Below are 24,124 nucleotides of genomic sequence, written 5' to 3'. Positions count from 1 at the left end.
GCCGGGCACCCGCCCGTTCCGACCACCGGCCCCTACTCCACCTTTACTCCACCTTCGAAGGCCGCACCGACGCCTGGGCGGGAACCGTGGCCGTAGCCGGAGCCGCGGCCGCGACCGCAGCGGAAGTCGCGGCTGCGACCCTGGCTGCCGGACCCGACGTGGTCTCCTCCGCCACCGGAGCCATGGCCGAATCCGCCGTCGTGGCCGCGGGGGAGCCCGCCACCGCTCCGGCGCCCGCCTGCCCCGCCTGCCCCGGCAGGCTCCGCAGCAGCAGGCCGTAGCCCAGAGCGGCCACCGTGCCGATCACCGCGCAGCCGGTCCACAGCGCATCGGCGCCGTAGTGGTCGATCACCGTGCCGCCGAGCAACGGGGCGGCCAGGGAGGCGATCGACCAGGACAGGGAGTACATGCCCTGGTAGCGGCCGCGGCCGTGCAGCGGGGACAGCCGCACCACCAGGCCCATCTGGGTGGGGGAGTTGATGATCTCGCCGAGGGTCCAGACGGCGACGGCGACCGCGTACATGGCGACCGAGCCCGCCAGCGCGGTGAGCCCGAAGCCGTAACCGGTGAGCAGGGCCGAGCAGATGAGGAGCATCGCCGGGCTGCGGTGTTCGATGAAGCGCGTCACGGGGATCTGGAGCAGCACGACGAGGACGCCGTTGACCGCGACGACCAGGCCGAAGTCAGCGCTGGAGAAGCCGTCCTGACCCATCGACACGGGCATCGACACGTACGCCTGCTGGAAGAGCAGGGCGAGCAGCAGGTTGAGGCCGACCACGGTCATGAAACGGCCGTCGCGCAGGACGGTCAGCATGGAGACGGGGGCGGGGGCCGTGCGGGCGTCGTCGTCCTGACCGTCCTGCGTGCTCGCGGCGGGACGCGATTCGGGGAGCTTCCAGAAGACGATCAGCGCGCAGCCCAGGACGAGCGTGGCCTCGCCCAGGAAGAGGATCAGGTAGCCGTGCTGGGCGATGAGTCCGGCGGCGGTGGACGAGATGGCGAAGCCGAGGTTGATCGCCCAGTAGTTGAGGGAGAAGGCGCGGACCCGGTCCTCGGGGGCGACGATGTCCGCCATCATCGCCTGTACGGCGGGGCGGGAGGCGTTGGTCGCCATGCCGACCACGCCCGCCACCACCGCGATGGCGACCGGACTCTCCATGAAGCCGAGCAGCGCCACGGACGCTGCCGTCGACAGCTGGGCGATCAGCATGGTGGGCCGGCGGCCGAGCCGGTCGGTCAGTACCCCGGCGCCCACGGACGAGATCACTCCGCCGAGCCCGTAGAGCGCACCGACCAGGCCCGCGTACGAGGCCGAGTGGCCGCGCTCGACGGTCAGATAGAGGGCGAGGAAGGTGGCGACGAACGCCCCCAGCCGGTTGATCAAGGTGCTGGTCCACAGCCACCAGAACTGCCGGGGGAGACCGGAGACGCTCTCCCTGGCGGCGCGCCGGAGCCGGGCCGGCCCGGAGGGGCTCGTTGTGGATGCGGACATGACATTTCCCCCGTGGAGCGACGATGTGGTGCGGTGCGGCGCGTGGCAGAGATGCGGAGAGCGAAGCGGGCGGTGCGGCGGACTGCCGGGAGCGGCTCCGCGTGAGCGGTGGCCGCGGCGTACGGGCGTATAAGTAAGTGGCTCAAGCTACGAGCGCAACCTACATACGGGGCGCTCCCCGCCGCCACTCATTTGACGCGAAGCGTCAATCGGCACCGGGACGCCCAGGTCCTGGACCCCCGCAAGGCGCCGCGCGGACTTGGATTACGCTCGACGCCATGGCCGACGCACCGTACAAGCTGATCCTCCTCCGCCACGGCGAGAGCGAGTGGAACGCGAAGAACCTGTTCACCGGCTGGGTGGACGTCAATCTCAACGAGAAGGGCGAGAAGGAGGCAGTCCGCGGCGGAGAGCTGCTCAAGGACGCCGGCCTGCTCCCCGACGTAGTGCACACCTCCCTCCAGAAGCGCGCCATCCGCACCGCGCAGCTGGCGCTGGAGTCCGCCGACCGGCACTGGATCCCGGTCCACCGCAGCTGGCGGCTGAACGAGCGCCACTACGGTGCGCTCCAGGGCAAGGACAAGGCGCAGACGCTGGCCGAGTTCGGCGAGGAGCAGTTCATGCTCTGGCGCCGCTCGTACGACACCCCGCCGCCCCCGCTCGACGACGACTCCGAGTTCTCCCAGGCCCACGACCCGCGCTACGCGTCGATCCCGCCGGAGCTGCGCCCGAGGACCGAGTGCCTCAAGGACGTCGTCCACCGCATGCTGCCGTACTGGTACGACGGCATCGTCCCGGACCTCCTCGCCGGCAAGACGGTCCTGGTCGCCGCCCACGGCAACAGCCTGCGCGCCCTGGTCAAGCACCTCGACGGCGTCTCCGACGAGGACATCGCCGGCCTGAACATCCCCACCGGCATCCCGCTCGCCTACGAGCTGGACGCCGACTTCCGCCCCGTCAAGCGCGGCGGCACCTACCTCGACCCGGAGGCCGCCAAGGCCGCCATCGAGGCAGTGAAGAACCAGGGCAAGAAGAAGTAAGAACGGAAATCAGGCCCCTCACCTGCCCGTTTGATGCAGGTGAGGGGCCTTCGTTCGCTCTGGGCGCTCTGTGGGCCCTCAGCGCAAAGGGCCGTCTGTCACACCGGCGCTACGTGGCGTAGCCCGGGCTAGCTGCTGGTGGTGCGGCGGCGCTTCCACCACACGAGCGCCACGCCGGCGGACAGCAGGGCCGCGGCGATTGCGGCGATGGTGGCGATCTGGGCACCGGTGTCGGCGAGACCGCCCCCGCCGTTGTCGTCGCCGGTCGGGGGTGTGGCAGGAGGCTGTGTGTGGTCCCCGCTGCCGGTGGGGTCGGGCTGCGGGGTGTGGGTCGGGCCCGTGGTGGGCTTCCCGGTGGGTTTGTCCGTCGGCGTCGGAGTCGGCGTCGGGGTGGGGGTGCCTGCGTCGTCGTCGCTCCTGCCCGCGCTGTTGCCGCCGAGCATCAGCATCCCGTCCTGGTCCGCGTCATCCGTGGCCGCCTTGATCGCCGTGTTCTTCGTGCGCGGCGTGTAGGGGCGCTCCGCGAGGAACTGAAGACGCGTGATGTTGCGCTTGGGCTGCTTGGAGAAGTCGACACCGCCGACGGTGACGACCCAGACCTCTTGGCCCTTGGTGAGTTCGTACTTGAACTCGCCTTCCTTGAAGATCTTGGCGTACTTGGTGAAGACGTCGGTCTTCTTCCAGCCCTGGTGGGGGGCGCGCAGCGGCCACCGCTCGACGTTGTTGCTGTTGATGATGCTGCGGTAGTCGGTGGGGCGCTCGGCGTCCTGCTGGCGGATCCACTCGGCTGCGACGCGGGCGGTGTAGACGCGGCGCAGGTCGGCGTATTCCGGCTTGGTGTTGATCCACTTCTCGACTTCGGGGATCACCGTGCGCTGAAGGACGCGTTCGTTGTGTGCGATCTGCGGCTTGGTGAGCCTGCACGGCTTCTCGCCACCGGGGCCGGGGGTGTTGACCTCCGCGTACTCCGACTGGAGCTTCAACGGTGCGTCGAGGATGTGGATGCCGCCATCCTGCTCGCGGACCTTCGCGGGCTTGGGCTCGATCCAGTTGCGGCCGGAGTGCAGGCACGGCCAGCCGTTGACCTTGGACAGGCCGTCCCACGCGGCCTTGCCGACATCGGTCTTGGGGTCCATGGCCTTGTAGAAGTCGTGCTTGAGCTGGAGGTCGGCTTCCAGCAGGACACGTCCGGCGTCGGTGGAGGCGAATTTGTCGTCCATGATCGTGCCGGGAGTGTCCGGGTTGAGGTTGACCCAGAACTTGTCCGGCGTGAGCGCCAGCCACGTGAAGAAGGCATCGGAGAGCATCTGTGCCTTGGCCTTGCCGCCCCAGCCTCCGGTCTCGCCCGGAGCCTTCTTCGCGGAGAACGCATAGTCCAGGCCCTTGCCCTTGACGGGCTTGCCGACGTACTTCAGCTCCAGAGAGGTGAAGTCGATACCGCCCGGCCCTTTGGGGAATCGGCCGCCCGACGCCTGGTTGCGCCGGTTGAGGAAGTCGCCCATGTCCTTCGGCGTCGCCTTGGACTGCTTGATCTGGTCGACCGCCCCACCGCGCGAGCCGTTCGTCTTGGACGGGTCGGCGTTCATGTAGGGGGCGTTGTACCGGTAGGGGCTGTTGTTGCTCTTGGCCGGCGCCTTCTCGATGGCGTTCGAGCGGTGCTCGTGGATCGTGACCCGCTCCCGGCCGAGGGCGTCCTTGCCGAGGTTGCGGCGCATCTCGTCGAAGAACTTCTGTCCCTTGCCGCCGCGCTCTTCAGCGAAGATGTACCGGATCCGGTAGCCGGACTTCTGCCAGTTCTTGTTCCTGGACAGCTCCAGGTCCTTGGGCTTTTGGGTGTCCTCCGGCTTGTCGTTGGACTTGATCTCCACGATCTCGCGGGTCTTCTTGTTGATCGCGTCCAGGATCCGGCGGTGTACCGTGCCGGTCTTCGGGTCCCGGATCTTGATCTCCTTCTGGCAGATCCAGTCCGGTCCGGTCAGCCCGAAGTCCTTGACGACCTTCGCCTCATAGGCCTTGCCGCGCGGGTCGTGCCCGGACTGCGGAATGTAGGCGCCGTCCCTCCAGCCTTCCCAGTCGGTCTTCCACCGGCTGGTCGGCTTGGCGATCTCCTTGGCGTAGTAGGCGTAGACGCGCCGGGGGTCACCCTTCCCGTACGCGTCCGGGTTCTTGCCGATCTTGTCCAGAAAGTCTTCGCGTTCGGCAGCGTCTTCAGGGAGCTGCAAGCCGTCGTACTGCTTGCCGGTGTTGACGTAGTCGAACTCGTCCCATTGCGACTTCGGACGACTGGTGTCACCGTCCGGGAGGCGCCTGGTGGGGGTGTTCTTGATTCCGTAGAGTTCGTCGCACCGCTTGCCCGGCGACAGAGGCTTTTCCTTCGGCGCCGCCGCCGCAGTGTCGAGAGTCGGCAGCGCGCCCATGGAGAGCACCGCCGTACAGGCGACGGCAATCGAGGCCTGTGTCCAGGCGCGCAGACGGCCGCTTAATATCTGGTACTTCACGTGAGGCAGGTCTTCCCCAAGGGCCCAGTGGGGTGGGGTCCCGTGCGCCTCCAGGGCCCCCGTAGTCATTGGCGGCGCAAGGGTCTCCCCCACCCTAGAGCGCCAACTGCCCGCATGTGTAAGGGATTTGAGGCGTGTCGGGCATCAACTCGTCATGTACATGCGATCGTTATAGGCGCAGCCACCGGCGGCGTTAGGGTCGGCGGCATGGACGAACAGCAGCAGGAACAGGAGCGGGAATGGGCGGACAACCCGCGCCTGGACGCCTGGATCTCCGAACAGCGCGCAGCCTTCCACGCCCATTTCCCGCCCGCAGCGGACGACTGGGATTTCAGTATCGAATCCCTCGACCGTCTTGAAGCCCTCATGCGGCGCCGGTTCTCCTCCAGCGAGGAGATCAGGGCCGAGCGGGACAGCGGCCCGGTCGGCGCCGCCACGTGGTACCTGGGCGAGGTGCATGTGCGTACCGCCGGCGCGCAATGGCAGTACGGGGCGGAACCCGACCTTGCCGCCCCCGAGCACGACCGGCCCTACGTCACCATCCCCTATGAACGCATCGACGAGTACCCACCTGCCGACGACGACCCCGCTCAGGACGGCCGCCCGCTGATGACCCCTGAGAGCGAGCTGCGCGCCCTGTTCCTGCGCGGTCCCGACAACCACCTCCGTGACACCCTCGCCCCCTACCACCGCGTGCGAGACATCGAAGACGACGCGCAGTGACGGACGGCCTGGTCTTCCGGCCCCGTCTTCCTGCCGAGGCGTTGTCGCCCAGCGCCGGAGTCCACCCGGAACCCCGGTTTCCCTGCGGAAATCGGGGTTCTCGCGTGTACGGCACCAGGCGGCGCGCCGTGGCGGCGCCCCGAGGTGACGACCGCGCAGGCAGAGGCGGACCGCGTCTGTGGATGCGGCCTGCGCCTGGGGATGCAGCATGGAAGAGGGGCCGCATTCGTCTGCAACCGGAAGGATGAGCGCGATGCCCAAGTTCATGGACATCCATCACGGCATGAAGGGCGTGACGCCCGACCAGCTCAACGCGGCGCACCAGGCCGACCTCGCGATCCAGAGCGAGGAAGGCGTGACCTTCGAACACGCCTGGGCCGACACCGACTCCGGCGATGTGTTCTGTCTGTCGGAAGCGCCCTCGGCGGGCGCCGTCCAGCGCATCCACGAGCGCACCGGCCATAAGGCGGACGAGATCCATCCGCTGTCGATCAGCCTGTGAACCGGCTCCGCAACAGGGCCTGCCCGTAAGCAGGGGGCCGGGCAATCCGGAACACGGCAGCGGCCCCGACCGGACGATCGACCGGTCGGGGCCGCGGTGGCGCTGTGCCGTAGGGGCGCCGTGCCGTGACGGTCGCTAGCAGCCGCCGCCGCACTGGCACGATCCGCCCGACTGGCAGCCGCAGCTACAGCCGGGACCGCAGGCGCAGCCGGCGCGCAGCGAGTGCGGTGGCTGCGGAGCGACGTGGGGCGCGGAAACGGGGGAGTCCGCCATGGGTGCCATGCATTGCCTCCTAGGGGTCACCTGGTGCCCATTGCAAGCCCGGGGGACGAGGCGCGTCAACGGCGCGTGGAGGCACACGTCAACGGCGCACGGCGCTTCACGGGGCGGACTCGCGCCCTTCTCCCGCCGCCTCGGCTAGGCGCCTTCCACGGCCGTCGGCGGGGCCAGCTCGTCGGCGTGCTCGCCGGTCACGAGGTAGACGACCCGCTTCGCGACGGAGACCGCGTGGTCCGCGAAGCGCTCGTAGTAGCGGCCCAGCAGGGTCACGTCCACGGCCGTCTCGATGCCGTGCTTCCAGCGGTCGTCCATCAGGTGCTGGAAGAGCGTGCGGTGCATCGTGTCCATCGCGTCGTCGTCCTGCTCCAGCTGGAGCGCGAGATCGACGTCCTTGGTGATGATGACCTCGGCGGCCTTGGCCATCAGGCGCTGCGCCAGCTGCCCCATCTCCAGGATGGTGGCGTGCAGGTCGCGCGGCACGGCCGTCTCCGGGAAGCGCAGCCGGGCCAGCTTGGCCACGTGCTGGGCCAGGTCGCCGGAGCGCTCCAGGTCGGCGCTCATCCGCAGCGAGGTGACGACGATCCGCAGATCGGTGGCGACCGGCTGCTGCCGCGCCAGCAGGGCGATCGCGCGGGCCTCCAGATCGCGCTGGAGATCGTCGACCTTCTCGTCGGCGGCGATGACGTTCTCGGCCAGCTTGAGGTCCGCGTCGAGGATCGCCGTGGTGGCGCGCCCGATCGCGGAGCCGACGAGCCGGGCCATCTCGACCAGGCCCTCGCCGATCGAATCCAGCTCCTCGTGGTACGCGTCCCGCATCTTGACCTTCTCTCGCTTCGATGTGGTGGTGTGGCGTGGGTGGGAGGTGGAACGGGGTGCAGGGTGACCTGTGCCCACGCTCTCACGGCCGGTGCCCGCGCGGCCCGTGCCCCGGAAGGGCGGTGCTCCTCGGAGCCGGTACTCCGTGGTGCCGGTGCTCCGGAGGCAGTCGCCCCGCGGTCGCTCAGGGTGTCCGGCCGCGCATCGGTGGGGAACCGGTCCGCCACCCGCACCGTCACCCTGCGGGTACCGCGCGACCTGCGGTGCCACCGCGGGTGAACCGGCGCAGACGTGAAGGTGAACTCTGGGCGACGCATCCACGGCCCCGAGGCCTGCCCCGCGGTTCACCTGGCCGAGCGCCACAGCGGCAGGGCGCGAGCGCCGGTTTCCCTAGGGACACCCGTCGGGCAGCCGCACGCCCCGCACCGGCCTCCGGAGTGAACCGGTGTGGACGCCACGGTGAACTCTGGGCGACGGGTGTTCGAGCAGAGCCCCGCATGGCTGGGGAAGTGTCCGATCCGGCGCATAACCTGGAGTCATGAACGTGGACGCGGCCGTCGCCGCAGTGGCTGCGATCGCCGGGCTCTGTACCGGTGTCTTCGCCATGCTGGCGTTCCGCTGGAGCGAGCGTGACCAGGCCAAACCCACCCGCACCTCGCTGCACACGGACGCCGTGCTGCCCCCCGGGGTCGACACCGTGCTGTCGGTGCTCCGCTCCTCCGCCGTGGTCCTCGACGAGGCCGACTCCGTCGTCAAGGCCAGCTCCGCCGCCTACGCCCTCGGGCTGGTCCGCGGCGGCAAGCTCGCCGTCGAGCCGATGATGCAGATGGCCCGCGACACCCGCAGGGACGGCGAGATACGCCAGGTCGAGCTGGATCTGCCACGCCGCGGCACCGGCCGCGGCGAGGCCCTCGCGGTCTCCGCCCGGGTCGCCCCGCTCGGCTCCCGGCTCGTCCTGCTGCTGGTCGAGGACCTCACGGAGGCCCGCCGCATAGAGGCGGTCCGCCGTGACTTCGTGGCCAACGTCAGCCATGAGCTCAAGACGCCCGTCGGCGCCCTGTCGCTGCTCTCCGAGGCCGTGATGGACGCCAGCGACGACCCCGAGGCCGTCGAGCGCTTCGCCGGCCGGATGCAGAACGAGGCCACCCGCCTGACCAACCTCGTCCAGGAGCTCATCGACCTCTCCCGGGTGCAGAACGACAACCCGCTGGAGGACGCCGAGCCGGTCCGGGTCGACGAGCTGGTCGCCGAGGCGATGGACCGCTGCCGCCAGCAGGCCGGCACGAAACAGATCACCATGGCCGTCGGCGGGGCTGATGACCTGCACGTATGGGGAAACCGCGGCCAGCTCGCGGCGGCCCTGGGCAACCTCGTCGAGAACGCCGTCAACTACTCCCCGGCACGCACCCGCGTCGGGATCGCCGGGCGCCGTGTCTCCGCTCCCGGCGGCGACCTGATCGAGATCGCGGTGACCGACCAGGGCATCGGGATATCCGAAAGGGACCGGGACCGCGTCTTCGAGCGGTTCTACCGTGTGGACCCGGCGCGCTCGCGCGCCACCGGCGGGACCGGTCTCGGCCTCGCCATCGTCAAGCACGTGGCCGCCTCGCACGGCGGGGAGGTCACGGTGTGGAGCGCTGAGGGACAGGGCTCCACCTTCACCCTGCGTCTCCCGGAAGCCGGAGCCGTACGCGACCGCGAACGGCCCGCCGACCCGTCCGCGGAGGGCCTCGACGAAGAGGACCGCCCGTACGAGACCTTCAACGATCCGCTCCCAGCTCACCCAGCCCCGGAGGTCCTTCCGTGACCCGAGTGCTTGTCGTCGAGGACGAGGAATCGTTCAGCGACGCACTGTCGTACATGCTCCGCAAGGAGGGTTTCGAGGTCGCCATCGCGGCTACGGGCCCCGACGGACTGGACGAGTTCGAGCGCAACGGCGCCGACCTCGTCCTGCTGGACCTGATGCTGCCGGGCCTGCCCGGTACGGAGGTCTGCCGCCAGCTGCGTGGCCGCTCCAATGTCCCGGTCATCATGGTGACCGCCAAGGACAGCGAGATCGACAAGGTGGTCGGCCTGGAAATAGGGGCCGATGACTACGTCACCAAGCCCTTCTCCTCCCGTGAACTGGTCGCCCGCATCCGCGCGGTGCTCCGCCGCCGCGGCGAGCCGGAGGAGGTCGCCCCCCAGGCCCTGGAGGCCGGCCCGGTCCGGATGGACGTGGACCGCCATGTCGTCACGGTCTCCGGCGGCAAGGTCGACCTCCCCCTCAAGGAGTTCGACCTCCTGGAGATGCTGCTGCGCAACGCCGGCCGCGTGCTGACCCGTATGCAGCTCATCGACCGGGTCTGGGGCGCCGACTACGTGGGCGACACCAAGACCCTCGACGTGCACGTCAAGCGGCTGCGCGCCAAGATCGAGCCCGACCCGGGCGCGCCGCGCTACCTCGTCACGGTCCGCGGCCTGGGCTACAAGTTCGAGCCGTAAAGAGCGGCAGGCACCCGCATCTGGGCGGTGGGCTCCCCGGTACCCGGCAGTGAGCCCGCCGCACTCAGCGGTGCCCCGCCCCGCACGCCGCGGGAACAAACCTCAGGGGCGCCCGTCCGGATCGGACGGGCGCCCCTGAGGCGTGTCTGTGTGACGGCCGGCTGCCGTCGTCGTGCGGGTCAGTGAGCGCTGTGCGCCGACCCGGGCTCGGCGGAGCCGGAGGGGCTGGCCGAATCGGACGGCTTGCCCGACGCGGAGGGCTTGCCGGAGCCGGACGGGGACGCCGAGCCGGACGGCTGCGGCAGCTGCGACGGGCCGTAGCCCTCGAAGTAGCTCTTCGCCGGGACCACGGCGGCGTCCATCTTCACCTTGCCGGTGGCGCTGAAGGTGAACGTCAGCGGCTGCATGTTCCCGTCCTTGACGGCCTCGCGGCCGCTGGCCAGGACGGCCGAGGCGTTGCCCTTGCCGCCGATCACGACGGAGCCGCCGGCCGGCACGGAGATCGGGCCCGAGCCACCGCCGGCGGGCGAGAGCTTGGCCGACTGGCCGGTGCCGTCCACGGAGATCGAGGTCAGCTTCTGGGCCTTGCCGCCGTTGTTGAACACCGTCGCGGCCACCACGGCCGGGCCCTTGGCGTTCAGCTCCGGCTGGGTGATGACCGTGACGTTCTGGATCTTGATGTCGCCGACGGAGGTCGCGGCGTTGTCCGGCTTGACCTGCAACGTCTGTGCGTCGTTCCCCGCCCCGCACGCGGACAGCGTGGCGATCGAGAGCGAAAGGACGGTGGCGGCGAGGACGCCGCGTCGAAGGCTGCGGCTCACGGCGGCGGCATCTCCTTGACGAGCTACGGCGGCCGAACGTTCGTGCCCGGTCGCGGATGGGCGGCTGGGGCGGCACTGCGTACGCGTCATGACGACGGGTGCGTGGAGCCGCCCTAAGGGTGTGTCAGCGCCGCTAGGTTACCGAGCCGTCCCCGCGCCGCCGCACCCGACCCGCCCCCAGCGCGATCAGGTGCCCGTGACCGCTGTCCGCGCACAAGTCCCCAGGCCCCGGAAGCGGGTTCCCGGAAGCAAAGCCGACCACAGTTCACGGTCCGCCGGGAACCGGCCGGGAGAACGAGCCGGAGATACCCCGGAGAACGCCGGTCGCGGCACACCACGCGACACATCCGGCACACAGGTTCCTCGCGACAGTCCTCTTCCTCCTCTTCCTCGGGACTGCCCACCTAGAACGTTCCTCAAGAACAGACAGGGGGAGGGAATTTTCAACAAGCGGCCGTTCGGGTGGCGGGTGATGGGTTTCCCCCGGAGAAATGCAGTATTCGCAGGGAATGTGAAGGCCTCGCGGAATTGATCACACTCTTCGCGACCCCGGCTCGTGATCAATTCGGGAATCGGTCCCGAGGGCCCACGAGCAGCCGAACGGAGCAGCGGAACTCGCTCATGTGGATCCGTGCAAACCGGGACGTTCGGCCTGTCGATCACGGCCTTCCCGGTACGTGACGGGCACGTTTCCGCTCACCCGTGCAGCCCCTCCGACCTGCGAATACCCGTCTTCCGGGGTCCTTCGCAGCACGTTCCGGTCACTGTTGTCAAGCCCCGAGATATGCCCTGACCTGCGAAAACGCCATTCAGAACGGTCCGTTCCCGTGTTAGCATGGATAGCCACGGAAGGGGTACCTGTCACATGACGTTCAAGGTTGGCGACACCGTGGTCTATCCCCATCACGGGGCCGCGCTGATCGAGGCCATCGAAACTCGCCAGATCAAAGGCGTGGACAAGACCTACTTGGTGCTGAAGGTCGCCCAGGGCGACTTGACTGTTCGTGTGCCAGCGGACAATGCGGAGTTCGTCGGCGTACGCGACGTGGTTGGTCAGGACGGGCTGGACCGGGTCTTCGAGGTGCTTCGTGCACCGTATGCCGAAGAGCCGACGAACTGGTCCCGTCGTTACAAGGCAAATCTCGAGAAGCTCGCTTCCGGTGACGTCATCAAGGTCGCCGAAGTGGTTCGCGACCTGTGGCGGCGTGAGCGTGAGCGCGGACTGTCCGCCGGTGAGAAGAGGATGCTCGCGAAGGCGCGCCAGATTCTGGTGAGCGAGCTCGCCCTCGCGGAGAACACCAACGAGGACAAGGCCGAGGCCCTGCTCGACGAGGTACTCGCGTCCTGACGACGTGTGCGCTGGCGAGAGCCGGCGCAGCGACGACGTAGCAATGCCGCGGTGCCCGAGTGACGACCGTTTCCCCTGTGGAGCGGTCTGTTGCCGGGCGCTGCGGCATATCTGCTGCTACGGCATGACTTATGGGTGTGACCTGCCGGGAGCCGCGTGGGCCGCCGATTCCCTGTGGCCTACCGGTACCGGGCAGCTGCCTCGACCGATGTCACGGAAGGGTCCGGTCAAGGCGGCGCGCCCGGCACTCCCCCCGGCCTTCGGCCCGGGGGTGCCCCCAAGGCCATACCCACCTCGCCCGAGGAAACAAACCTGTCTGCGTCAATTCCGGGCTCGGCCCGGACTCCGGAGTCATCGATGTCAGATCCTTCCCGCCCGGTCCGCACCGCCGCGGTGATCCCCGCCGCCGGCCGCGGTGTCCGGCTCGGTCCCGGCACCCCCAAGGCACTGCGCACGCTGGGCGGCACCCCCATGCTGGTGCACGCCGTCCGCGCGATGGCCGCCTCGCGCGCGGTCTCCCTCATCGTGGTGGTGGCCCCGCCCGACGGCGCCGCCGAGGTCAGCCGCCTGCTCCACGAGCACCCGCTCGCCGAACGCACCGAGCTCGAGGTCGTCCCCGGCGGCGAGACCCGCCAGGAGTCCGTACAGCTCGGTCTGGCGGCGCTCCCGGACACCATCGACGTCGTGCTGGTGCATGACGCCGCGCGCCCGCTGGTCCCGGTCGACACGGTCGACACGGTGGTCGCGGCCGTACGCGCCGGTGCGCCGGCCGTCGTCCCGGCGCTGCCGCTCGCCGACACCGTCAAGCAGGTCGACCCGCAGCCGCAGGGCACCCCGGAGCCGGTGGTCGGCACCCCGGAGCGGGCCCTGCTGCGCGCCGTGCAGACCCCGCAGGGCTTCGACCTGGCGACCCTGCGCAAGGCGCATGACACCGTCGTCGAGGGCGAGGGCGCCACCGATGACGCCGGGCTGGTCGAGCGGCTCGGTTCGCCGGTCGTGGTCGTCCCTGGCCACGAGGAAGCGTTCAAGGTGACCCGGCCGCTGGACCTGGTCCTGGCCGAGGCCGTACTCGCCCGCAGGAGGGCCACCGATGGCTATGTCTGACCCGACCCCTTCCGGCGCGCTCCCCGGCGCCCCGCTCCTGCCCCTCGTCGGCATCGGCACGGATGTGCACGCCTTCGAGCAGGGCCGGGAGCTGTGGTGCGCGGGTCTGCTCTGGGACACCACGGAGAGCGACGGCTACGGTCTGGCCGGTCACAGCGACGGCGATGTGGCCGCGCACGCCGCCTGTGACGCGCTGTTCTCGGCGGCCGGCGTCGGCGACCTGGGTGCCCACTTCGGCACCAGCCGCCCCGAGTGGTCCGGCGCCTCCGGAGTGACGCTGCTGGCCGAGGCCGCCCGGATCGTACGGGCCGAGGGCTTCACCATCGGCAATGTCGCGGTGCAGGTCATCGGCGTACGCCCGAAGGTCGGCAAACGGCGGGACGAGGCCCAGAAGGCGCTGTCGGCGGCTGTCGGCGCGCCGGTCTCGGTCTCCGGGACGACCTCGGACGGGCTGGGCCTGACGGGCCGCGCCGAGGGCCTGGCCGCGGTGGCCACGGCGATCGTCTTCCGTACGGCCTGACCCGTCGCCGTACGGCGGCAGGCGCGGCGCGCGGATTTCCCGCTGCGGCGCCCGGCATCCCCCCGTACGGGGCGGGAATGCCGGGCGCCGTACGGGTGTTGGGGGGAAGATCGGAGTATCCGTGTCCCGGAACGGCCCGCAGGAAGGATCCCTCGTGACTGCCACCCTGTCCGACGACCTCAAGAACCTCCTCGATACTCCGGTCTTCGTGACCGTGGCGACCATCCAGCCCGACGGCAGCCCCCAGGTCTCGCCGGTCTGGGTGAAGAGGGACGGCGACGACCTGCTGTTCTCGACGACCATCGGCCGGCGTAAGGAAGCCAATCTCCGCCGTGACCCGCGGGTCACGGTCATCGCCCAGCCCTTCGACGCCCCCTATACGTATGCCGAGGTCCGCGGCACCGCCACGCTCACCACCGAGGGCGGACAGGCGCTCATCGACGAGCTGTCGCGGAAGTACACCGGCAAGCCGTACGCGGACTTCAACCCGGCGTCGGCCGACGACGCCGAGCGGGTGGTCGTCCGGATCACCCCGCGCAAGGTGGTCGGCAGCATCTGACGGGGTCCGCGGACCGCTCGGAAAGCGCCGACACTTCCGGCGAATCGGGCACCTATGACGGATACGTCACCCCGTGGCCCCATGGGTCGCGGGGCACCGCCTCGTTCCGACTACCCTGGTTCCGTGACGATTCGCCTGTACGACACCAGCGCCCGGCAGATTCGCGATTTCACCCCGCTCACGCCGGGCTGTGTCTCGATCTACCTGTGTGGTGCGACCGTGCAGGCCGCCCCGCATATCGGGCACATCAGGTCGGGACTGAACTTCGACATCATGCGCCGCTGGTTCGAGTACCGCGGCTACGACGTGACGTTCGTGCGCAATGTCACGGACATCGACGACAAGATCATCAAGAAGGCGGAGGAACAGGGCCGCCCCTGGTGGTCGATCGGCTACGAGAACGAGGTCGCCTTCAACACGGCCTACGACACCCTCGGCTGCCTGCGCCCCACGTACGAGCCGCGGGCCACCGGCCACATCCCCGAGATGATCGAGATGATGCGCGGCCTGATCGAGCGCGGTCACGCCTACGCGGCCGACGGCAACGTCTACTTCGACGTGCGGTCCTTCCCGGAGTATCTCCAGCTGTCCAACCAGGAGTTGGACAACCTCCTCCAGCCGTCCGGCGAGGGCGAGACCGGCAAGCGGGACCCGCGCGACTTCGCCATGTGGAAGGCGGCCAAGGAGGGCGAGCCCAGCTGGGAGACCCCCTGGGGCCGCGGCCGGCCCGGCTGGCATCTGGAGTGCTCGGCGATGGCGCACAAGTACCTGGGCGCCGCGTTCGACATCCACGGCGGCGGCATCGACCTGATCTTCCCGCACCACGAGAACGAGATCGCGCAGGCCAAGGCGTACGGCGACGACTTCGCCGCGTACTGGACCCACAACGCCTGGGTGACCATGAGCGGCGAGAAGATGGCCAAGTCGCTGGGCAACTCCGTGCTGGTCTCGGAGATGGTCCAGCGCTGGCGCCCGATCGTGCTGCGCTACTACCTGGGCACCCCGCACTACCGCTCCATGATCGAGTACAGCGAGGACGCGCTGCGCGAGGCGGAGTCCGCGTTCGCGCGGATCGAGGGGTTCATCCAGCGGGTGGTCGAGAAGGCCGGGGCCGTCGAGCCCGCGGCCGAGGTGCCGCCGGCCTTCGCCGAGGCGATGGACGACGACCTGGGGGTCCCGCAGGCGCTGGCGATCGTGCACACCACCGTCCGGCAGGGCAATTCCGCACTGACCGCCGACGACAAGGAAGCGGCGGTGGCCCGGCTGGCCGAGCTGCGTGCGATGCTCGGGGTGCTCGGTCTGGACCCGCTCGACGAGCGCTGGTCCGGCGGCGGCACGGACCGCGGCGAAGACCTCCACGGCGTCGTGGACTCGCTGGTCCGTCTCGTCCTCGAACAGCGCCAGGCCGCCCGCTCCCGCAAGGACTACGCCACCGCCGACGCCATCCGCGATCAGCTCCAGCAGTCCGGACTCGCCATCGAGGACACCCCCTCGGGCCCGCGCTGGTCGCTGTCCTGACCTCGGCCCCACGCCTCGTCGGCCACCCGGATTCGCTCCGCACGGTGGCCGCGGGCGACACTCAATCCATACGTACGTACCCACTCCACGTCGCGAGACGTCGAGAGCAGTGAAGAAACAGGTGACCCATGGCCGGCAACAGCCAGCGCAGGAACCGCCGCACGTCCAACAAGAAGGGCGCGCAGGTCGGCAGCGGCGGTAAGCGGCGCCGGGGCCTGGAAGGCAAGGGGCCGACCCCGCCCGCCTCCGACCGCAAGGGACATGTCAAGAACCGCGTGGCCAACGCCAAGGCGAAGCACGCCGCGACCCGTCGTCCCGCGCCCCGCCGCGGCGGGGCGAAGGGCACCGCCGAGCTCGTCGTCGGCCGTAACCCGGTCTTCGAGGCGCTGCGCGACGGCGTGCCCGCGACGAACCTCTACGTCCAGCAGTTCATCGACACCGACGAGCGGGTGCGCGAGGCGCTCCAGCTCGCCTCGGAGCGCGGCAACATCAACCTGATGGAGGCGCCGCGCCCCGAGCTGGACCGGATGACCAACGGTCTCAACCACCAGGGCCTGGTCCTCCAGGTCCCGCCGTACGACTATGCGCACCCCGAGGACCTGGCCGCGGCCGCCTTCGACAACGGTGACGACCCGCTGATCGTCGCGCTCGACGGCGTCACCGATCCGCGCAACCTCGGCGCGGTGGTCCGCTCCGTGTGTGCCTTCGGCGGCCACGGCGTGGTCGTGCCGGAGCGCCGGGCGGCCGGCATGACGGCCGGTGCGTGGAAGACCTCGGCGGGCACCGCGGCCCGTACACCGGTCGCGCGCGCCACCAACCTGACCCGGACCCTGGAGTCGTACCAGAAGGCCGGTCTGACGGTCGTCGGTCTGGCCGCGGACGGCGAGATGGAGCTCCAGGACGTCGCGGCGCTGGACGGCCCGGTCGTCATCGTGGTCGGCAGCGAGGGCAAGGGCCTGTCGCGGCTGGTCGGCGAGACCTGTGACGTGCGGGCGCGGATCCCGATGCCGGGCGGCGCGGAGTCGCTGAACGCCGGTGTCGCGGCCGGTGTCGTCCTGTGGGAAGCGGCGCGCCGCCGCGCCTGAACCCGGGTGCCCCGGGGCGGCCGGCACGCGGCTGTGCCACACCCCGGGGCAAGACCTGACCCTCTGTACGTCTTTCCGGTATCCCGTGATCTTTTGACGGGTCTCGGACAGATCGACCCGGTCAAGGCAGTGTCTTAAACGCGGGTCACTCGGTTAGATGAGCGTGGACACCAGAACACCCCGCACGCCTACGGGGGGACGCTCGCCGGGCTTCGATGACGAGCCGGGCCTGAGCTCGGTCAAGGTGCCGTGCGATCCCGCGCAGGTCATCGTCAACCACGCCAGCTTCCGCGTACAGCTCGCCGCGCCCGCGGCGCGCGGCGCCATGGCCGACACCGCGCGCATCCCCGTCATCAGGGGCTCGTCCGCCGGTGCCAGACGCCGGGCGCCCGTGGTGTGGAGCGGCCGCACCGACCCGGGCGGCACGGCCGGCGCCACCACCCAACTCCTGCACGCGGTGCGCAACGCGGGCATCGGCCTCGACGGCGGCCAGGCCGAGGACGTCGGCACGACCCAGGTCCTGCCCCGGATCCGCCTCGGCGACGCCGCCCCCGCCCAGACCGTGATCGGCCAGCGCGGCCCCGTCGACCCCGACAGCCCGCTGCTGCGCGGCGTACGCCCCGTGGGCAGCGCATACGGCGACACCTACCGCGACCACCCCTACCGGCCCCCCTACGGCGATCGCGGCCCCACCGACGACGGTTACGACGACGACCGGTTCGAGGCACGGGACGACTACGACCCCGACGCCAAGCGGCGCGGCACCGACAGTGTGCGCCACGCGTACTACCCCGGCCGCCGGATGAACCTCGGCGTCGTCCTGCTGCCGCTGCGCATCTTCCTCGGACTGATCTCCGTCTACGCCGGCATGGGCAAGCTCTGCGACCCCGTCTACTTCGACGGCGGCGAGCGGGGCTCGATGGTCAAGTGGCTGATGTCGCTCGACCCCTGGGCGCTGGCCGTACCGCTGCGTGACTTCGCCGTCTCGCACCCCGTCGGCGCCGGTCTGACCGTTGCCTTCCTCCAGGTCGTCGTCGGCGTCCTGACCATCTGCGGACTGTGGCAGCGCGTCGCCGCGTCCATCGGCGCGCTGCTGTCCGCGGCGCTGCTGATGACCGTCACCTGGCGCACCGTCCCCGCCTACGACGCCCCCGACATCATCTACCTCGCCGCCTGGAGCCCGCTGATCATCGCGGGCGCCCCCGTCTACTCCATGGACGGACGGCTGGCCGGCGAGGCCTGGCGGCGTCTCGGCCCCCGCGTCGAGGTGGCCGACCTGCGGCGCCGGGTGCTGCGCCGCGGCGCCGTGATGACCACGGTGGTGGCCGGACTGACCCTGATCGTCGGCTCGCTGCTCGGCGGCGCCGTACGCTCCGCGACGGTCGCGACCGTCCCCCGCCCCGGCGAGCCCGCGATCAACAACCTGCCCGGCTCCCCGCTGCCCCGCCCCGGCAAGCACTCCGCCCGGCCCGGCCAGCGGCACAAGGGCAGCGCCGCCCCCCGCCCCGGAACGCCCTCCGCGGACGCCTCCCACAAGACCCGCAAGCCCGGCACCCCGTCCGCGTCGACCTCCGGCACAGGACGGTCGGCGGGCAGCTCCAGCGGGCTCTCGCAGCAGCCGGGAGCGACCACCAGCGCGCCGCAGCAGAGCGTGCCGACCCGCGCCCCGGTACCGACCCATGTACCGACGTCGACGGGCGGCACCGGCGGCGGCACCACCGGCACCGGCAGCACCGGCACCGGCGGCTCCGGAGGCGACTCCGGCCGCGACAACGCCCTGGGCGGCCTCCTCGGCTGACCTTCCGCTTCCCCCGCTTGCCTGCACCTGTCCCCGATCGTTCCCGATCTCTCCGTGTGGCCTGGAATCACTGGCGTGGCCGCTATGGGGAGGGGGAGCGGTCGGGGACGGGTGTGTTTGGGGGAGGGAGGCGCGGGGGCTGTGCGTGTGTGGGGGAGGGGCAGGCTGGCTGGCGGGGCCGTGGTGGGGGTGGCCGACGGGTCTGGGGCGGGGAGTGGGGCGTGGGTGCTGAGGCGGTGAGGGCGGCGCTGCGGTGGGAGTGGCTGAAGGCGACGGGGTGGGACGCTGGGGTGGACGGCTGGGGGCCGTGATGGGCCTTTGGGGGCTTCCTCGGGGCCTTGACGGCCCGGGGCGCACTCACTGGGCAAGCAGCCGCCGGGTGCCGCTTCCGGGGCCCTGGGGGCGGTTCAACGTCCCTGAGGGCTCAACGTTCCTGGGTGGCTCACGCCCCTGGGGGTGGCTCACGCCCCTGGGCGGGGTGGGAACTCGTCCCGTCATGCGGCCCGGTGTCGTCCGTCCCTGCGTGCCGCTCAACACCCCTAGGTGCGGCCCCCGAACCCGTCCCGTCACGTGGGCCGCCTCGTGGCTCGACACGTGGCCCGACGGCGTCCCTGGGCGTCGCGTAACGGGCCCTGGCGCCTCTCAAGCGCCCCGGGGGGAAGCAGGCCGGCGGGCCCTCAACCCCCGTGCGCGTTCAGCTCCTCGGCGGCCTCGGTGAGGTCCTTGGCGGTGTCGATGGCGCGCCAGTAGGAGCCCTGGGGGAGCGGGAAACCGGCCAGCCGGCGTTCCCGGGCGAGGCGCGGGAAGGTCGTGCGCTCATGGTCGCCGCGGGCGGGGAGCAGCTCCGTGAAGGCGGCGGAGAATACGTAGACGCCGGCGTTGATGAGATACGGCGAGGGCGGCGACTCGATGAAGTCCAGGACATGTCCGAACGCGTCGGTCTCCACGGCGCCCCAGGGGATGCGGGGGCGGGCCAGCGCGAGGGTGGCCTCGGCGTCGCGCTCGTGGTGGAAGGCGGCCATCTCACGGAGCGGGAAGCGGGTCCAGATGTCCCCGTTGGTCGCGTACCAGGGCTCGTCCGGGCGGGGGAGTGATCGGGCCGCGTACTTGAGTCCGCCGCCGCGGCCCAGTGGCTCGGTCTCGACAACGGTCGTGACGCGCAACGGCAGTCGGGCCCGCTCCAGCCAGTCCTGGAGTACCCCGGCGAGATGCCCGCAGGAGATGACGGCGTCCGTGACGCCCTCCTCGGCCAGCCAGTTCAGCTGATGGCCGATGATCGGGGTCCCGGTGCCGGGAATCTCGACCATCGGCTTGGGGCGGTCGTCGGTGTACGGGCGGAGACGTGAGCCCTGGCCGCCGGCCAGGACCACGGCCTGCGTGGGGTACTGATGCTGGGCACCTGTCATGGTTCGCACCCTATGCGGTGCGAGCGGGGGTCACTGGGCGGCGGCGACGCCGGTGGCGAAGGAGGTGTCGCAGACCGGGCGGGAGAAGGCCTGGGCGCGGTGCGCGGCACCGTACTTGGTGACCGCGGCACGGCCGAGGTCACGGGCGATGGAGACGCAGTGCTTGGCCAGCGAGGGCCGCTTGGTGGTCGCCTCCTGGAGGTGGGTCAGGGCGACGCCGGGGTCCTTCTCCTGGAGTTCGACCAGGAGGCGCTTGCGCAGGGCCTCCTCGGGGGCGAGGCGGCCGGCCTTGGTGGAGACCTTTCCGGAGGAGGCGGTCAGCACCTGGGAGTCGGTGGCCGTCGATGCCCACGGGACGCGGGTGACCGCGAGGGTCCCGGACAGCACGAGGACGACGGGAAGGACGAGGGCGAGAGTTCTGCCGATGCGGCGGGCTGCGGAGTTCACGGTCGAGATGGTAGCGAGGAGTGATGATTTGGCGACATTTGGTCACCTTATCGAGGGACGGAATGGCTCGTCGGTGCGGTTTCGATGTTGACGCACTGGTACGAAAAGTGCGGTTATGTCCCCATGGTGACGTTACGGCGCGGCCGACAGCGCAGCGGCGGCGGTACCGGGTACCACCCGCTACCGCCGCCGCTCTCACACGCCGCTTTCACGCGCTGCTCTCACGCATCGCTCATCCCGTATCAGTCGGTGAGGCGCTCCCCGGACGACGTCGAGAAGACATGCGTCTCGCCCGCCCGCGGCACGACGTGCAGCTGGGTGCCCTTGGCCGGGACCTGGCGGCCGTTGACCCGTACGACGAGGTCCTTGACCTCGCCGCCGACCTCCGCGGTGCCGTACACATAGCCGTCGGCGCCGAGTTCCTCGACGACGTTGACCGTGACGGCCAGACCGGCCGGTGCGTCGGCGGACTCCTTGGACAGCGACTTCGCGGCGGCGCCGTTCTGCTCGACGATCTCGAAGTGCTCGGGGCGGACGCCGACCGTCACCGTCCGGTCGCCCTTGTCGGCGGCCGTGGACAGCGCCTCACGGTTGACGGGGACGACACTGTTGCCGAACTTCACACCGCCGTCGGTGATCGGCACCTCGACGAGGTTCATCGCGGGCGAGCCGATGAAGCCCGCCACGAACAGGTTCGCCGGCCGGTCGTACATGTTCCGCGGTGAGTCGATCTGCTGGAGCAGGCCGTCCTTGAGCACGGCGACGCGGTCGCCCATCGTCATCGCCTCGACCTGGTCGTGCGTGACGTACACCGTCGTGATGCCGAGCCGGCGCTGGAGCCCCGCGATCTGCGTACGGGTCTGGACGCGCAGCTTGGCGTCCAGGTTGGACAGCGGCTCGTCCATCAGGAAGACCTGCGGCTCCCGGACGATCGCCCGGCCCATCGCGACCCGCTGCCGCTGGCCACCGGACAGCGCCTTGGGCTTGCGCCCCAGGTACTCGGTCAGGTCCAGGATCTTGGCCGCGTCCTCGACCTTCTGCCGGATCTCGGCCTTCGGCACACCGGCGATCTTGAGCGCGAAGCCCATGTTGTCGGCGACCGTCATGTGCGGGTAGAGCGCGTAGTTCTGGAACACCATGGCGATGTCCCGGTCCTTCGGCGGAAGGTGGGTGACATCGCGGTCCCCGATGCGGATGGCGCCCCCGTCGACGTCCTCCAGCCCCGCGAGCATCCGCAGCGAGGTGGACTTGCCGCATCCGGAGGGGCCGACCAGGACGAGGAACTCGCCGTCCTCGATGGCGATGTCCAGCTTGTCGACGGCGGGCTTGTCGGAACCCGGGTAGATACGGGTTGCCTGGTCATATGTGACCGTAGCCATGGTGAATCCCTTCACCGGCAGGAACGTGCCGGACGATCCGAGTAAAAGGAGTGGTGTAGTCCACTGATATGGACTCTCCGTGACGCTACCCGCGGCGGCCCCCGGTGTCAGTAGCCCGGCAGTCACGAATTGGGAACCGGCATCCGGCGCGCCTGGGTACACTGCTTCACGCACGCCTCCTTAGCTCAGCTGGCCAGAGCACCGCTCTTGTAAAGCGAAGGTCGTCGGTTCGAATCCGACAGGGGGCTCTTAGCTTGAACAGGGAAGAAGCCCCGGGCCGGTGGTGGCCTGGGGCTTCTGACATCTATGGGTGACGTCAACGGGGCGGTCGGATCGCCGTCAGCCGTGATCAGTCTCGGTCGAGCCGCCGCTTCAGTAGCCGGTTCATGTGGCTGATCGCTTCCCGTTGGGTGTCCCGCGTCACGTGCGTACAGACATCCATGGTCAAGCTGATTCGGCTGTGGCCGAGGATCTCCATGAGGACGCGAGGGGCGCCGCCGGGCACGGGTGGTGAAGACGTGCCCGGCGTGATCAAGCTTGGCGCCCCGCGCTTTGCTGTGGCGTCCGTCTGCCGGAGCCTTTGCCGACGGAGAGCGGCGAGGTAGATCAGAGGCAGCGGTACGGGCGGATCTTCCCGGTCTTGCCGGTGTCCGTGGGTGTCGGCGTCGGGGTGGGGGTGGGGGCGCCTCCTCCGCCGGTGGCGTTGTTGGCAGTGTTCCCGCCCAGGTACAGCATGCTGTCGTGCTCAGCATCGTCGGCCATGACCTTGATGCTGTGGGTCGTGGTGCGCGGCAGGTTGCGGTGCTCAGGGTTCTCCCGTGAGGGCCCAGCAAGGTGTGGTGTGGTTCCGTGTGGCGCCAGGGCCCCGTGGTCGTTGGCGCCACCAAGCGCCCCACCCTAGGGGATCAACTCGCGGGTCTCGCAAGGGAATTCGGATGCGCTGAGGGCCAACGCACTTTCATTTATGGGTTGTTATCGTTCCGCGCGTGCGGTCCGTATGGTCGCCGGCATGACGGGGAACGAGAGCTGGACCGCAAACGCCACACTGGTCAACTGGCTGGCTGCCCAGAAGGACGCCTTCGCCGCGTGGGAGGCCGAGGTGGGCGGAGTGTGGGACTTCACCATGGACTCCCTTGACCGGCTGGAAGAGGCGATCCGCGACCGGTTCACCAGCTACGAGGAAATCCAGGACGCCGAGGACAGCCCGTTTGTGCAGGTCGCCTACTGGTACTTCGGCGAAGTCTTCGTCCGCAATCACGCCATGGTCTGGCAACGGCGCCCCACCAACGACCCCAGCGACCGGCCGTTCATCATCGGCCCTGGTGACGACGGCCTGGACGAAGACGACGACCGGCCCGCGACCGCACCGGACACCGAGATCCCCGCACCGTTCCTGCGCGATCCGGACAACCGCCTGCGTGACGCCCTGGAGGGATGGCTATAGGGGGCCCGCCATCCCCGCGCGTGCGGGGTCGGACCCCTTGGCCGGGTGCGGGCAGTGGAACTCAGCCCGGCTTCCCGGCTCGGACGCAGCCGCAGCCGCAGACTACGGCGTCGGCATAGGCCGATTGCCGAAGTTGCTTCTTGACGGAGCCGGCCTGCGGCTTTGTCGTGGCGAGGCCGAGTGTCGACAGACCCTCCGGGCAGGGCGGGTGGGGGGAGGGGCAGTTGCTGGGGGAGTCAGTTGCTGCTCGCCGGGGTCTCGGAGGCCGGTGTCGGACGCGCGAGCAGGGCCGCGGCCGCGATCAGTGCGAAGGCGACGATCTCGATGGCGGCCTGTACGGGGAGACCGGCGATGTACATGTCCGGGGTGTCGAATTGGGGGTCGAAGTAGGCGGCTCCCGGGTAGAGGATGGCCGCCGCCTGGCTGACCCAGTACAGGGCGGCGAAGGTGATCGCGGCACGCAGGTTGGAGCCGGCGTCGCCGTGGCGGCGCCAGGCGAAGTAGAGGGTGGCCAGGCCGAGCAAGGTGCCCATGGCCATGGTCTGGCCGTTGTGGAACTTGGCGTGCGCGGGCCAGAGCGGATTGAGCACGTGCGTGTCGTTCCAGTCGGCGAGGTAGGGCGAGACGGCCGTGAAGACGGCGACCAGCGAGAGCAGCACCTTGCCGGCCATCGTGCGTGGTCCGACGGCGGACCGGGCAAGTACTTCGGCGGAAACCGGCGCGGACGGGGACGAGTTACGCATTGGGAAAGGCCTTTCAATTCGTTCTGGGTGGCCGGGTGGCCGGGTGGCCGGGTGGCCGGGTGGCCGGGTGGCCAGGCGGCTGGGCGCGGCCGACCGCTGGAACACGGATGGGGCGTAC

Annotated in this window: 22 protein-coding genes and 1 tRNA gene; 14 read left to right on the top strand and 9 right to left on the bottom strand. The window is 70.1% G+C overall.

The window, feature by feature from the left end; all coding sequences use genetic code 11:
* Nucleotides 1–43: 43 nt before the first annotated feature.
* Nucleotides 44–1,492 (bottom strand): MFS transporter, encoded by a 1,449-nt coding sequence (locus tag M8I34_RS12690; protein ID WP_250049567.1) that lies wholly within the window; start codon nucleotides 1,490–1,492, stop codon nucleotides 44–46.
* 278 nt (nucleotides 1,493–1,770) lie between these two features.
* Between M8I34_RS12690 and M8I34_RS12685 the strand changes: the two genes are divergently transcribed.
* A complete protein-coding gene (locus tag M8I34_RS12685) occupies nucleotides 1,771–2,532 on the top strand; it encodes a phosphoglyceromutase (protein ID WP_030992888.1) in 762 nt (253 codons plus the stop codon).
* Nucleotides 2,533–2,660: 128 nt separating this feature from the next.
* Here the strand turns inward: M8I34_RS12685 and M8I34_RS12680 are convergent, their stop codons facing one another.
* Nucleotides 2,661–5,030: an LPXTG cell wall anchor domain-containing protein gene (locus M8I34_RS12680; RefSeq protein ID WP_250049566.1), complete on the bottom strand. Its 2,370-nt coding sequence runs from the start codon at nucleotides 5,028–5,030 to the stop codon at nucleotides 2,661–2,663.
* A 207-nt stretch (nucleotides 5,031–5,237) separates the two neighbouring features.
* Between M8I34_RS12680 and M8I34_RS12675 the strand changes: the two genes are divergently transcribed.
* Both M8I34_RS12675 and M8I34_RS12670 read left to right on the top strand, forming a co-directional pair.
* The gene (locus M8I34_RS12675) at nucleotides 5,238–5,753 is read left to right on the top strand and encodes a hypothetical protein (protein WP_250049565.1); all 516 of its coding nucleotides are present in this window, start codon (nucleotides 5,238–5,240) and stop codon (nucleotides 5,751–5,753) included.
* A 253-nt stretch (nucleotides 5,754–6,006) separates the two neighbouring features.
* Nucleotides 6,007–6,255 carry an SCO4226 family nickel-binding protein gene (locus M8I34_RS12670; RefSeq protein ID WP_030992890.1) on the top strand — a complete coding sequence of 83 codons (249 nt, stop codon included), beginning with the start codon at nucleotides 6,007–6,009 and terminating at the stop codon, nucleotides 6,253–6,255.
* Nucleotides 6,256–6,672: 417 nt separating this feature from the next.
* Here M8I34_RS12670 and phoU read toward each other — a convergent pair whose 3' ends face one another.
* Nucleotides 6,673–7,350, bottom strand: a complete 678-nt coding sequence (gene phoU, locus M8I34_RS12665) for a phosphate signaling complex protein PhoU (RefSeq protein ID WP_030080899.1) — start codon at nucleotides 7,348–7,350, stop codon at nucleotides 6,673–6,675.
* Nucleotides 7,351–7,888: 538 nt separating this feature from the next.
* Here phoU and M8I34_RS12660 point away from each other — a divergent pair.
* Nucleotides 7,889–9,157, top strand: coding sequence for a cell wall metabolism sensor histidine kinase WalK (locus M8I34_RS12660; protein WP_250049564.1), 1,269 nt, complete (start codon nucleotides 7,889–7,891; stop codon nucleotides 9,155–9,157).
* Nucleotides 9,154–9,834 carry a response regulator transcription factor gene (locus M8I34_RS12655; RefSeq protein ID WP_030063828.1) on the top strand — a complete coding sequence of 227 codons (681 nt, stop codon included), beginning with the start codon at nucleotides 9,154–9,156 and terminating at the stop codon, nucleotides 9,832–9,834. The genes M8I34_RS12660 and M8I34_RS12655 overlap by 4 nt, the downstream gene beginning before the upstream one ends.
* Nucleotides 9,835–10,013: 179 nt before the next feature.
* On the opposite strand, the gene M8I34_RS12650 is transcribed toward M8I34_RS12655, so the two are convergent.
* Nucleotides 10,014–10,655: a copper chaperone PCu(A)C gene (locus tag M8I34_RS12650; RefSeq protein ID WP_250049563.1), complete on the bottom strand. Its 642-nt coding sequence runs from the start codon at nucleotides 10,653–10,655 to the stop codon at nucleotides 10,014–10,016.
* Between the two features lie 865 nt (nucleotides 10,656–11,520).
* Between M8I34_RS12650 and M8I34_RS12645 the strand changes: the two genes are divergently transcribed.
* From M8I34_RS12645 to M8I34_RS12615, 7 genes are all read left to right on the top strand, one after another.
* On the top strand, nucleotides 11,521–12,003 hold the full coding sequence (locus tag M8I34_RS12645) for a CarD family transcriptional regulator (RefSeq protein WP_003953493.1): 483 nt from the start codon (nucleotides 11,521–11,523) through the stop codon (nucleotides 12,001–12,003).
* 357 nt (nucleotides 12,004–12,360) lie between these two features.
* Nucleotides 12,361–13,107, top strand: coding sequence for a 2-C-methyl-D-erythritol 4-phosphate cytidylyltransferase (gene ispD / locus M8I34_RS12640; RefSeq protein WP_244419379.1), 747 nt, complete (start codon nucleotides 12,361–12,363; stop codon nucleotides 13,105–13,107).
* Entirely contained in the window at nucleotides 13,094–13,627 is a 534-nt protein-coding gene (ispF, locus tag M8I34_RS12635) for a 2-C-methyl-D-erythritol 2,4-cyclodiphosphate synthase (RefSeq protein WP_078953593.1), read from the top strand. Before ispD ends, ispF begins: the two co-directional genes overlap by 14 nt.
* Nucleotides 13,628–13,781: 154 nt before the next feature.
* On the top strand, nucleotides 13,782–14,186 hold the full coding sequence (locus tag M8I34_RS12630) for a PPOX class F420-dependent oxidoreductase (RefSeq protein ID WP_244419378.1): 405 nt from the start codon (nucleotides 13,782–13,784) through the stop codon (nucleotides 14,184–14,186).
* Nucleotides 14,187–14,309: 123 nt separating this feature from the next.
* Entirely contained in the window at nucleotides 14,310–15,704 is a 1,395-nt protein-coding gene (cysS, locus tag M8I34_RS12625) for a cysteine--tRNA ligase (RefSeq protein ID WP_250049562.1), read from the top strand.
* Between the two features lie 128 nt (nucleotides 15,705–15,832).
* On the top strand, nucleotides 15,833–16,789 hold the full coding sequence (gene rlmB / locus M8I34_RS12620; RefSeq protein WP_250049561.1) for a 23S rRNA (guanosine(2251)-2'-O)-methyltransferase RlmB: 957 nt from the start codon (nucleotides 15,833–15,835) through the stop codon (nucleotides 16,787–16,789).
* A gap of 157 nt (nucleotides 16,790–16,946) precedes the next feature.
* Nucleotides 16,947–18,587 (top strand): DoxX family protein, encoded by a 1,641-nt coding sequence (locus tag M8I34_RS12615; RefSeq protein WP_244419375.1) that lies wholly within the window; start codon nucleotides 16,947–16,949, stop codon nucleotides 18,585–18,587.
* Nucleotides 18,588–19,264: 677 nt separating this feature from the next.
* Here M8I34_RS12615 and M8I34_RS12610 read toward each other — a convergent pair.
* From M8I34_RS12610 to M8I34_RS12600, 3 genes are all read right to left on the bottom strand, one after another.
* Complete coding sequence (locus M8I34_RS12610) at nucleotides 19,265–19,993, bottom strand: nucleotidyltransferase family protein (RefSeq protein ID WP_250049560.1); 729 nt, start codon at nucleotides 19,991–19,993, stop codon at nucleotides 19,265–19,267.
* Between the two features lie 30 nt (nucleotides 19,994–20,023).
* Nucleotides 20,024–20,440 (bottom strand): hypothetical protein, encoded by a 417-nt coding sequence (locus tag M8I34_RS12605; RefSeq protein WP_244419373.1) that lies wholly within the window; start codon nucleotides 20,438–20,440, stop codon nucleotides 20,024–20,026.
* A gap of 242 nt (nucleotides 20,441–20,682) precedes the next feature.
* The gene (locus tag M8I34_RS12600) at nucleotides 20,683–21,819 is read right to left on the bottom strand and encodes an ABC transporter ATP-binding protein (RefSeq protein ID WP_244419372.1); all 1,137 of its coding nucleotides are present in this window, start codon (nucleotides 21,817–21,819) and stop codon (nucleotides 20,683–20,685) included.
* 174 nt (nucleotides 21,820–21,993) lie between these two features.
* Here M8I34_RS12600 and M8I34_RS12595 point away from each other — a divergent pair.
* Nucleotides 21,994–22,067, top strand: a tRNA-Thr gene (locus M8I34_RS12595).
* 358 nt (nucleotides 22,068–22,425) lie between these two features.
* On the opposite strand, the gene M8I34_RS12585 is transcribed toward M8I34_RS12595, so the two are convergent.
* Nucleotides 22,426–22,581, bottom strand: a complete 156-nt coding sequence (locus tag M8I34_RS12585) for a hypothetical protein (RefSeq protein WP_250049559.1) — start codon at nucleotides 22,579–22,581, stop codon at nucleotides 22,426–22,428.
* Between the two features lie 247 nt (nucleotides 22,582–22,828).
* Between M8I34_RS12585 and M8I34_RS12580 the strand changes: the two genes are divergently transcribed.
* Nucleotides 22,829–23,263 (top strand): hypothetical protein, encoded by a 435-nt coding sequence (locus tag M8I34_RS12580; protein ID WP_250049558.1) that lies wholly within the window; start codon nucleotides 22,829–22,831, stop codon nucleotides 23,261–23,263.
* Nucleotides 23,264–23,499: 236 nt separating this feature from the next.
* On the opposite strand, the gene M8I34_RS12575 is transcribed toward M8I34_RS12580, so the two are convergent.
* Nucleotides 23,500–23,934 carry a DUF6640 family protein gene (locus tag M8I34_RS12575; RefSeq protein WP_250049556.1) on the bottom strand — a complete coding sequence of 145 codons (435 nt, stop codon included), beginning with the start codon at nucleotides 23,932–23,934 and terminating at the stop codon, nucleotides 23,500–23,502.
* Nucleotides 23,935–24,124 lie beyond the last annotated feature (190 nt).

The organism is Streptomyces sp. MCA2 (genome assembly GCF_023544705.1).
Taxonomy (GTDB): Bacteria; Actinomycetota; Actinomycetes; order Streptomycetales; family Streptomycetaceae; genus Streptomyces; species Streptomyces decoyicus.
This window is presented reverse-complemented; position numbering and strand designations above follow the sequence as displayed.

What these genes read in the sequence shown, in the direction of transcription:
- M8I34_RS12600 (WP_244419372.1), bottom strand. Translation starts at nt 21,819, where the DNA reads ATGGCTACGGTCACATATGACCAGGCAACCCGTATCTACCCGGGTTCC.
- M8I34_RS12615 (WP_244419375.1), top strand. Translation starts at nt 16,947, where the DNA reads ATGAGCGTGGACACCAGAACACCCCGCACGCCTACGGGGGGACGCTCG.
- ispD (WP_244419379.1), top strand. Translation starts at nt 12,361, where the DNA reads ATGTCAGATCCTTCCCGCCCGGTCCGCACCGCCGCGGTGATCCCCGCC.
- M8I34_RS12690 (WP_250049567.1), bottom strand. Translation starts at nt 1,492, where the DNA reads ATGTCCGCATCCACAACGAGCCCCTCCGGGCCGGCCCGGCTCCGGCGC.
- M8I34_RS12580 (WP_250049558.1), top strand. Translation starts at nt 22,829, where the DNA reads ATGACGGGGAACGAGAGCTGGACCGCAAACGCCACACTGGTCAACTGG.
- M8I34_RS12660 (WP_250049564.1), top strand. Translation starts at nt 7,889, where the DNA reads ATGAACGTGGACGCGGCCGTCGCCGCAGTGGCTGCGATCGCCGGGCTC.
- M8I34_RS12685 (WP_030992888.1), top strand. Translation starts at nt 1,771, where the DNA reads ATGGCCGACGCACCGTACAAGCTGATCCTCCTCCGCCACGGCGAGAGC.
- phoU (WP_030080899.1), bottom strand. Translation starts at nt 7,350, where the DNA reads ATGCGGGACGCGTACCACGAGGAGCTGGATTCGATCGGCGAGGGCCTG.
- rlmB (WP_250049561.1), top strand. Translation starts at nt 15,833, where the DNA reads ATGGCCGGCAACAGCCAGCGCAGGAACCGCCGCACGTCCAACAAGAAG.
- M8I34_RS12675 (WP_250049565.1), top strand. Translation starts at nt 5,238, where the DNA reads ATGGACGAACAGCAGCAGGAACAGGAGCGGGAATGGGCGGACAACCCG.
- M8I34_RS12575 (WP_250049556.1), bottom strand. Translation starts at nt 23,934, where the DNA reads ATGGCCGGCAAGGTGCTGCTCTCGCTGGTCGCCGTCTTCACGGCCGTC.
- M8I34_RS12645 (WP_003953493.1), top strand. Translation starts at nt 11,521, where the DNA reads ATGACGTTCAAGGTTGGCGACACCGTGGTCTATCCCCATCACGGGGCC.
- M8I34_RS12585 (WP_250049559.1), bottom strand. Translation starts at nt 22,581, where the DNA reads ATGGCCGACGATGCTGAGCACGACAGCATGCTGTACCTGGGCGGGAAC.
- M8I34_RS12670 (WP_030992890.1), top strand. Translation starts at nt 6,007, where the DNA reads ATGCCCAAGTTCATGGACATCCATCACGGCATGAAGGGCGTGACGCCC.
- ispF (WP_078953593.1), top strand. Translation starts at nt 13,094, where the DNA reads ATGGCTATGTCTGACCCGACCCCTTCCGGCGCGCTCCCCGGCGCCCCG.
- M8I34_RS12610 (WP_250049560.1), bottom strand. Translation starts at nt 19,993, where the DNA reads ATGACAGGTGCCCAGCATCAGTACCCCACGCAGGCCGTGGTCCTGGCC.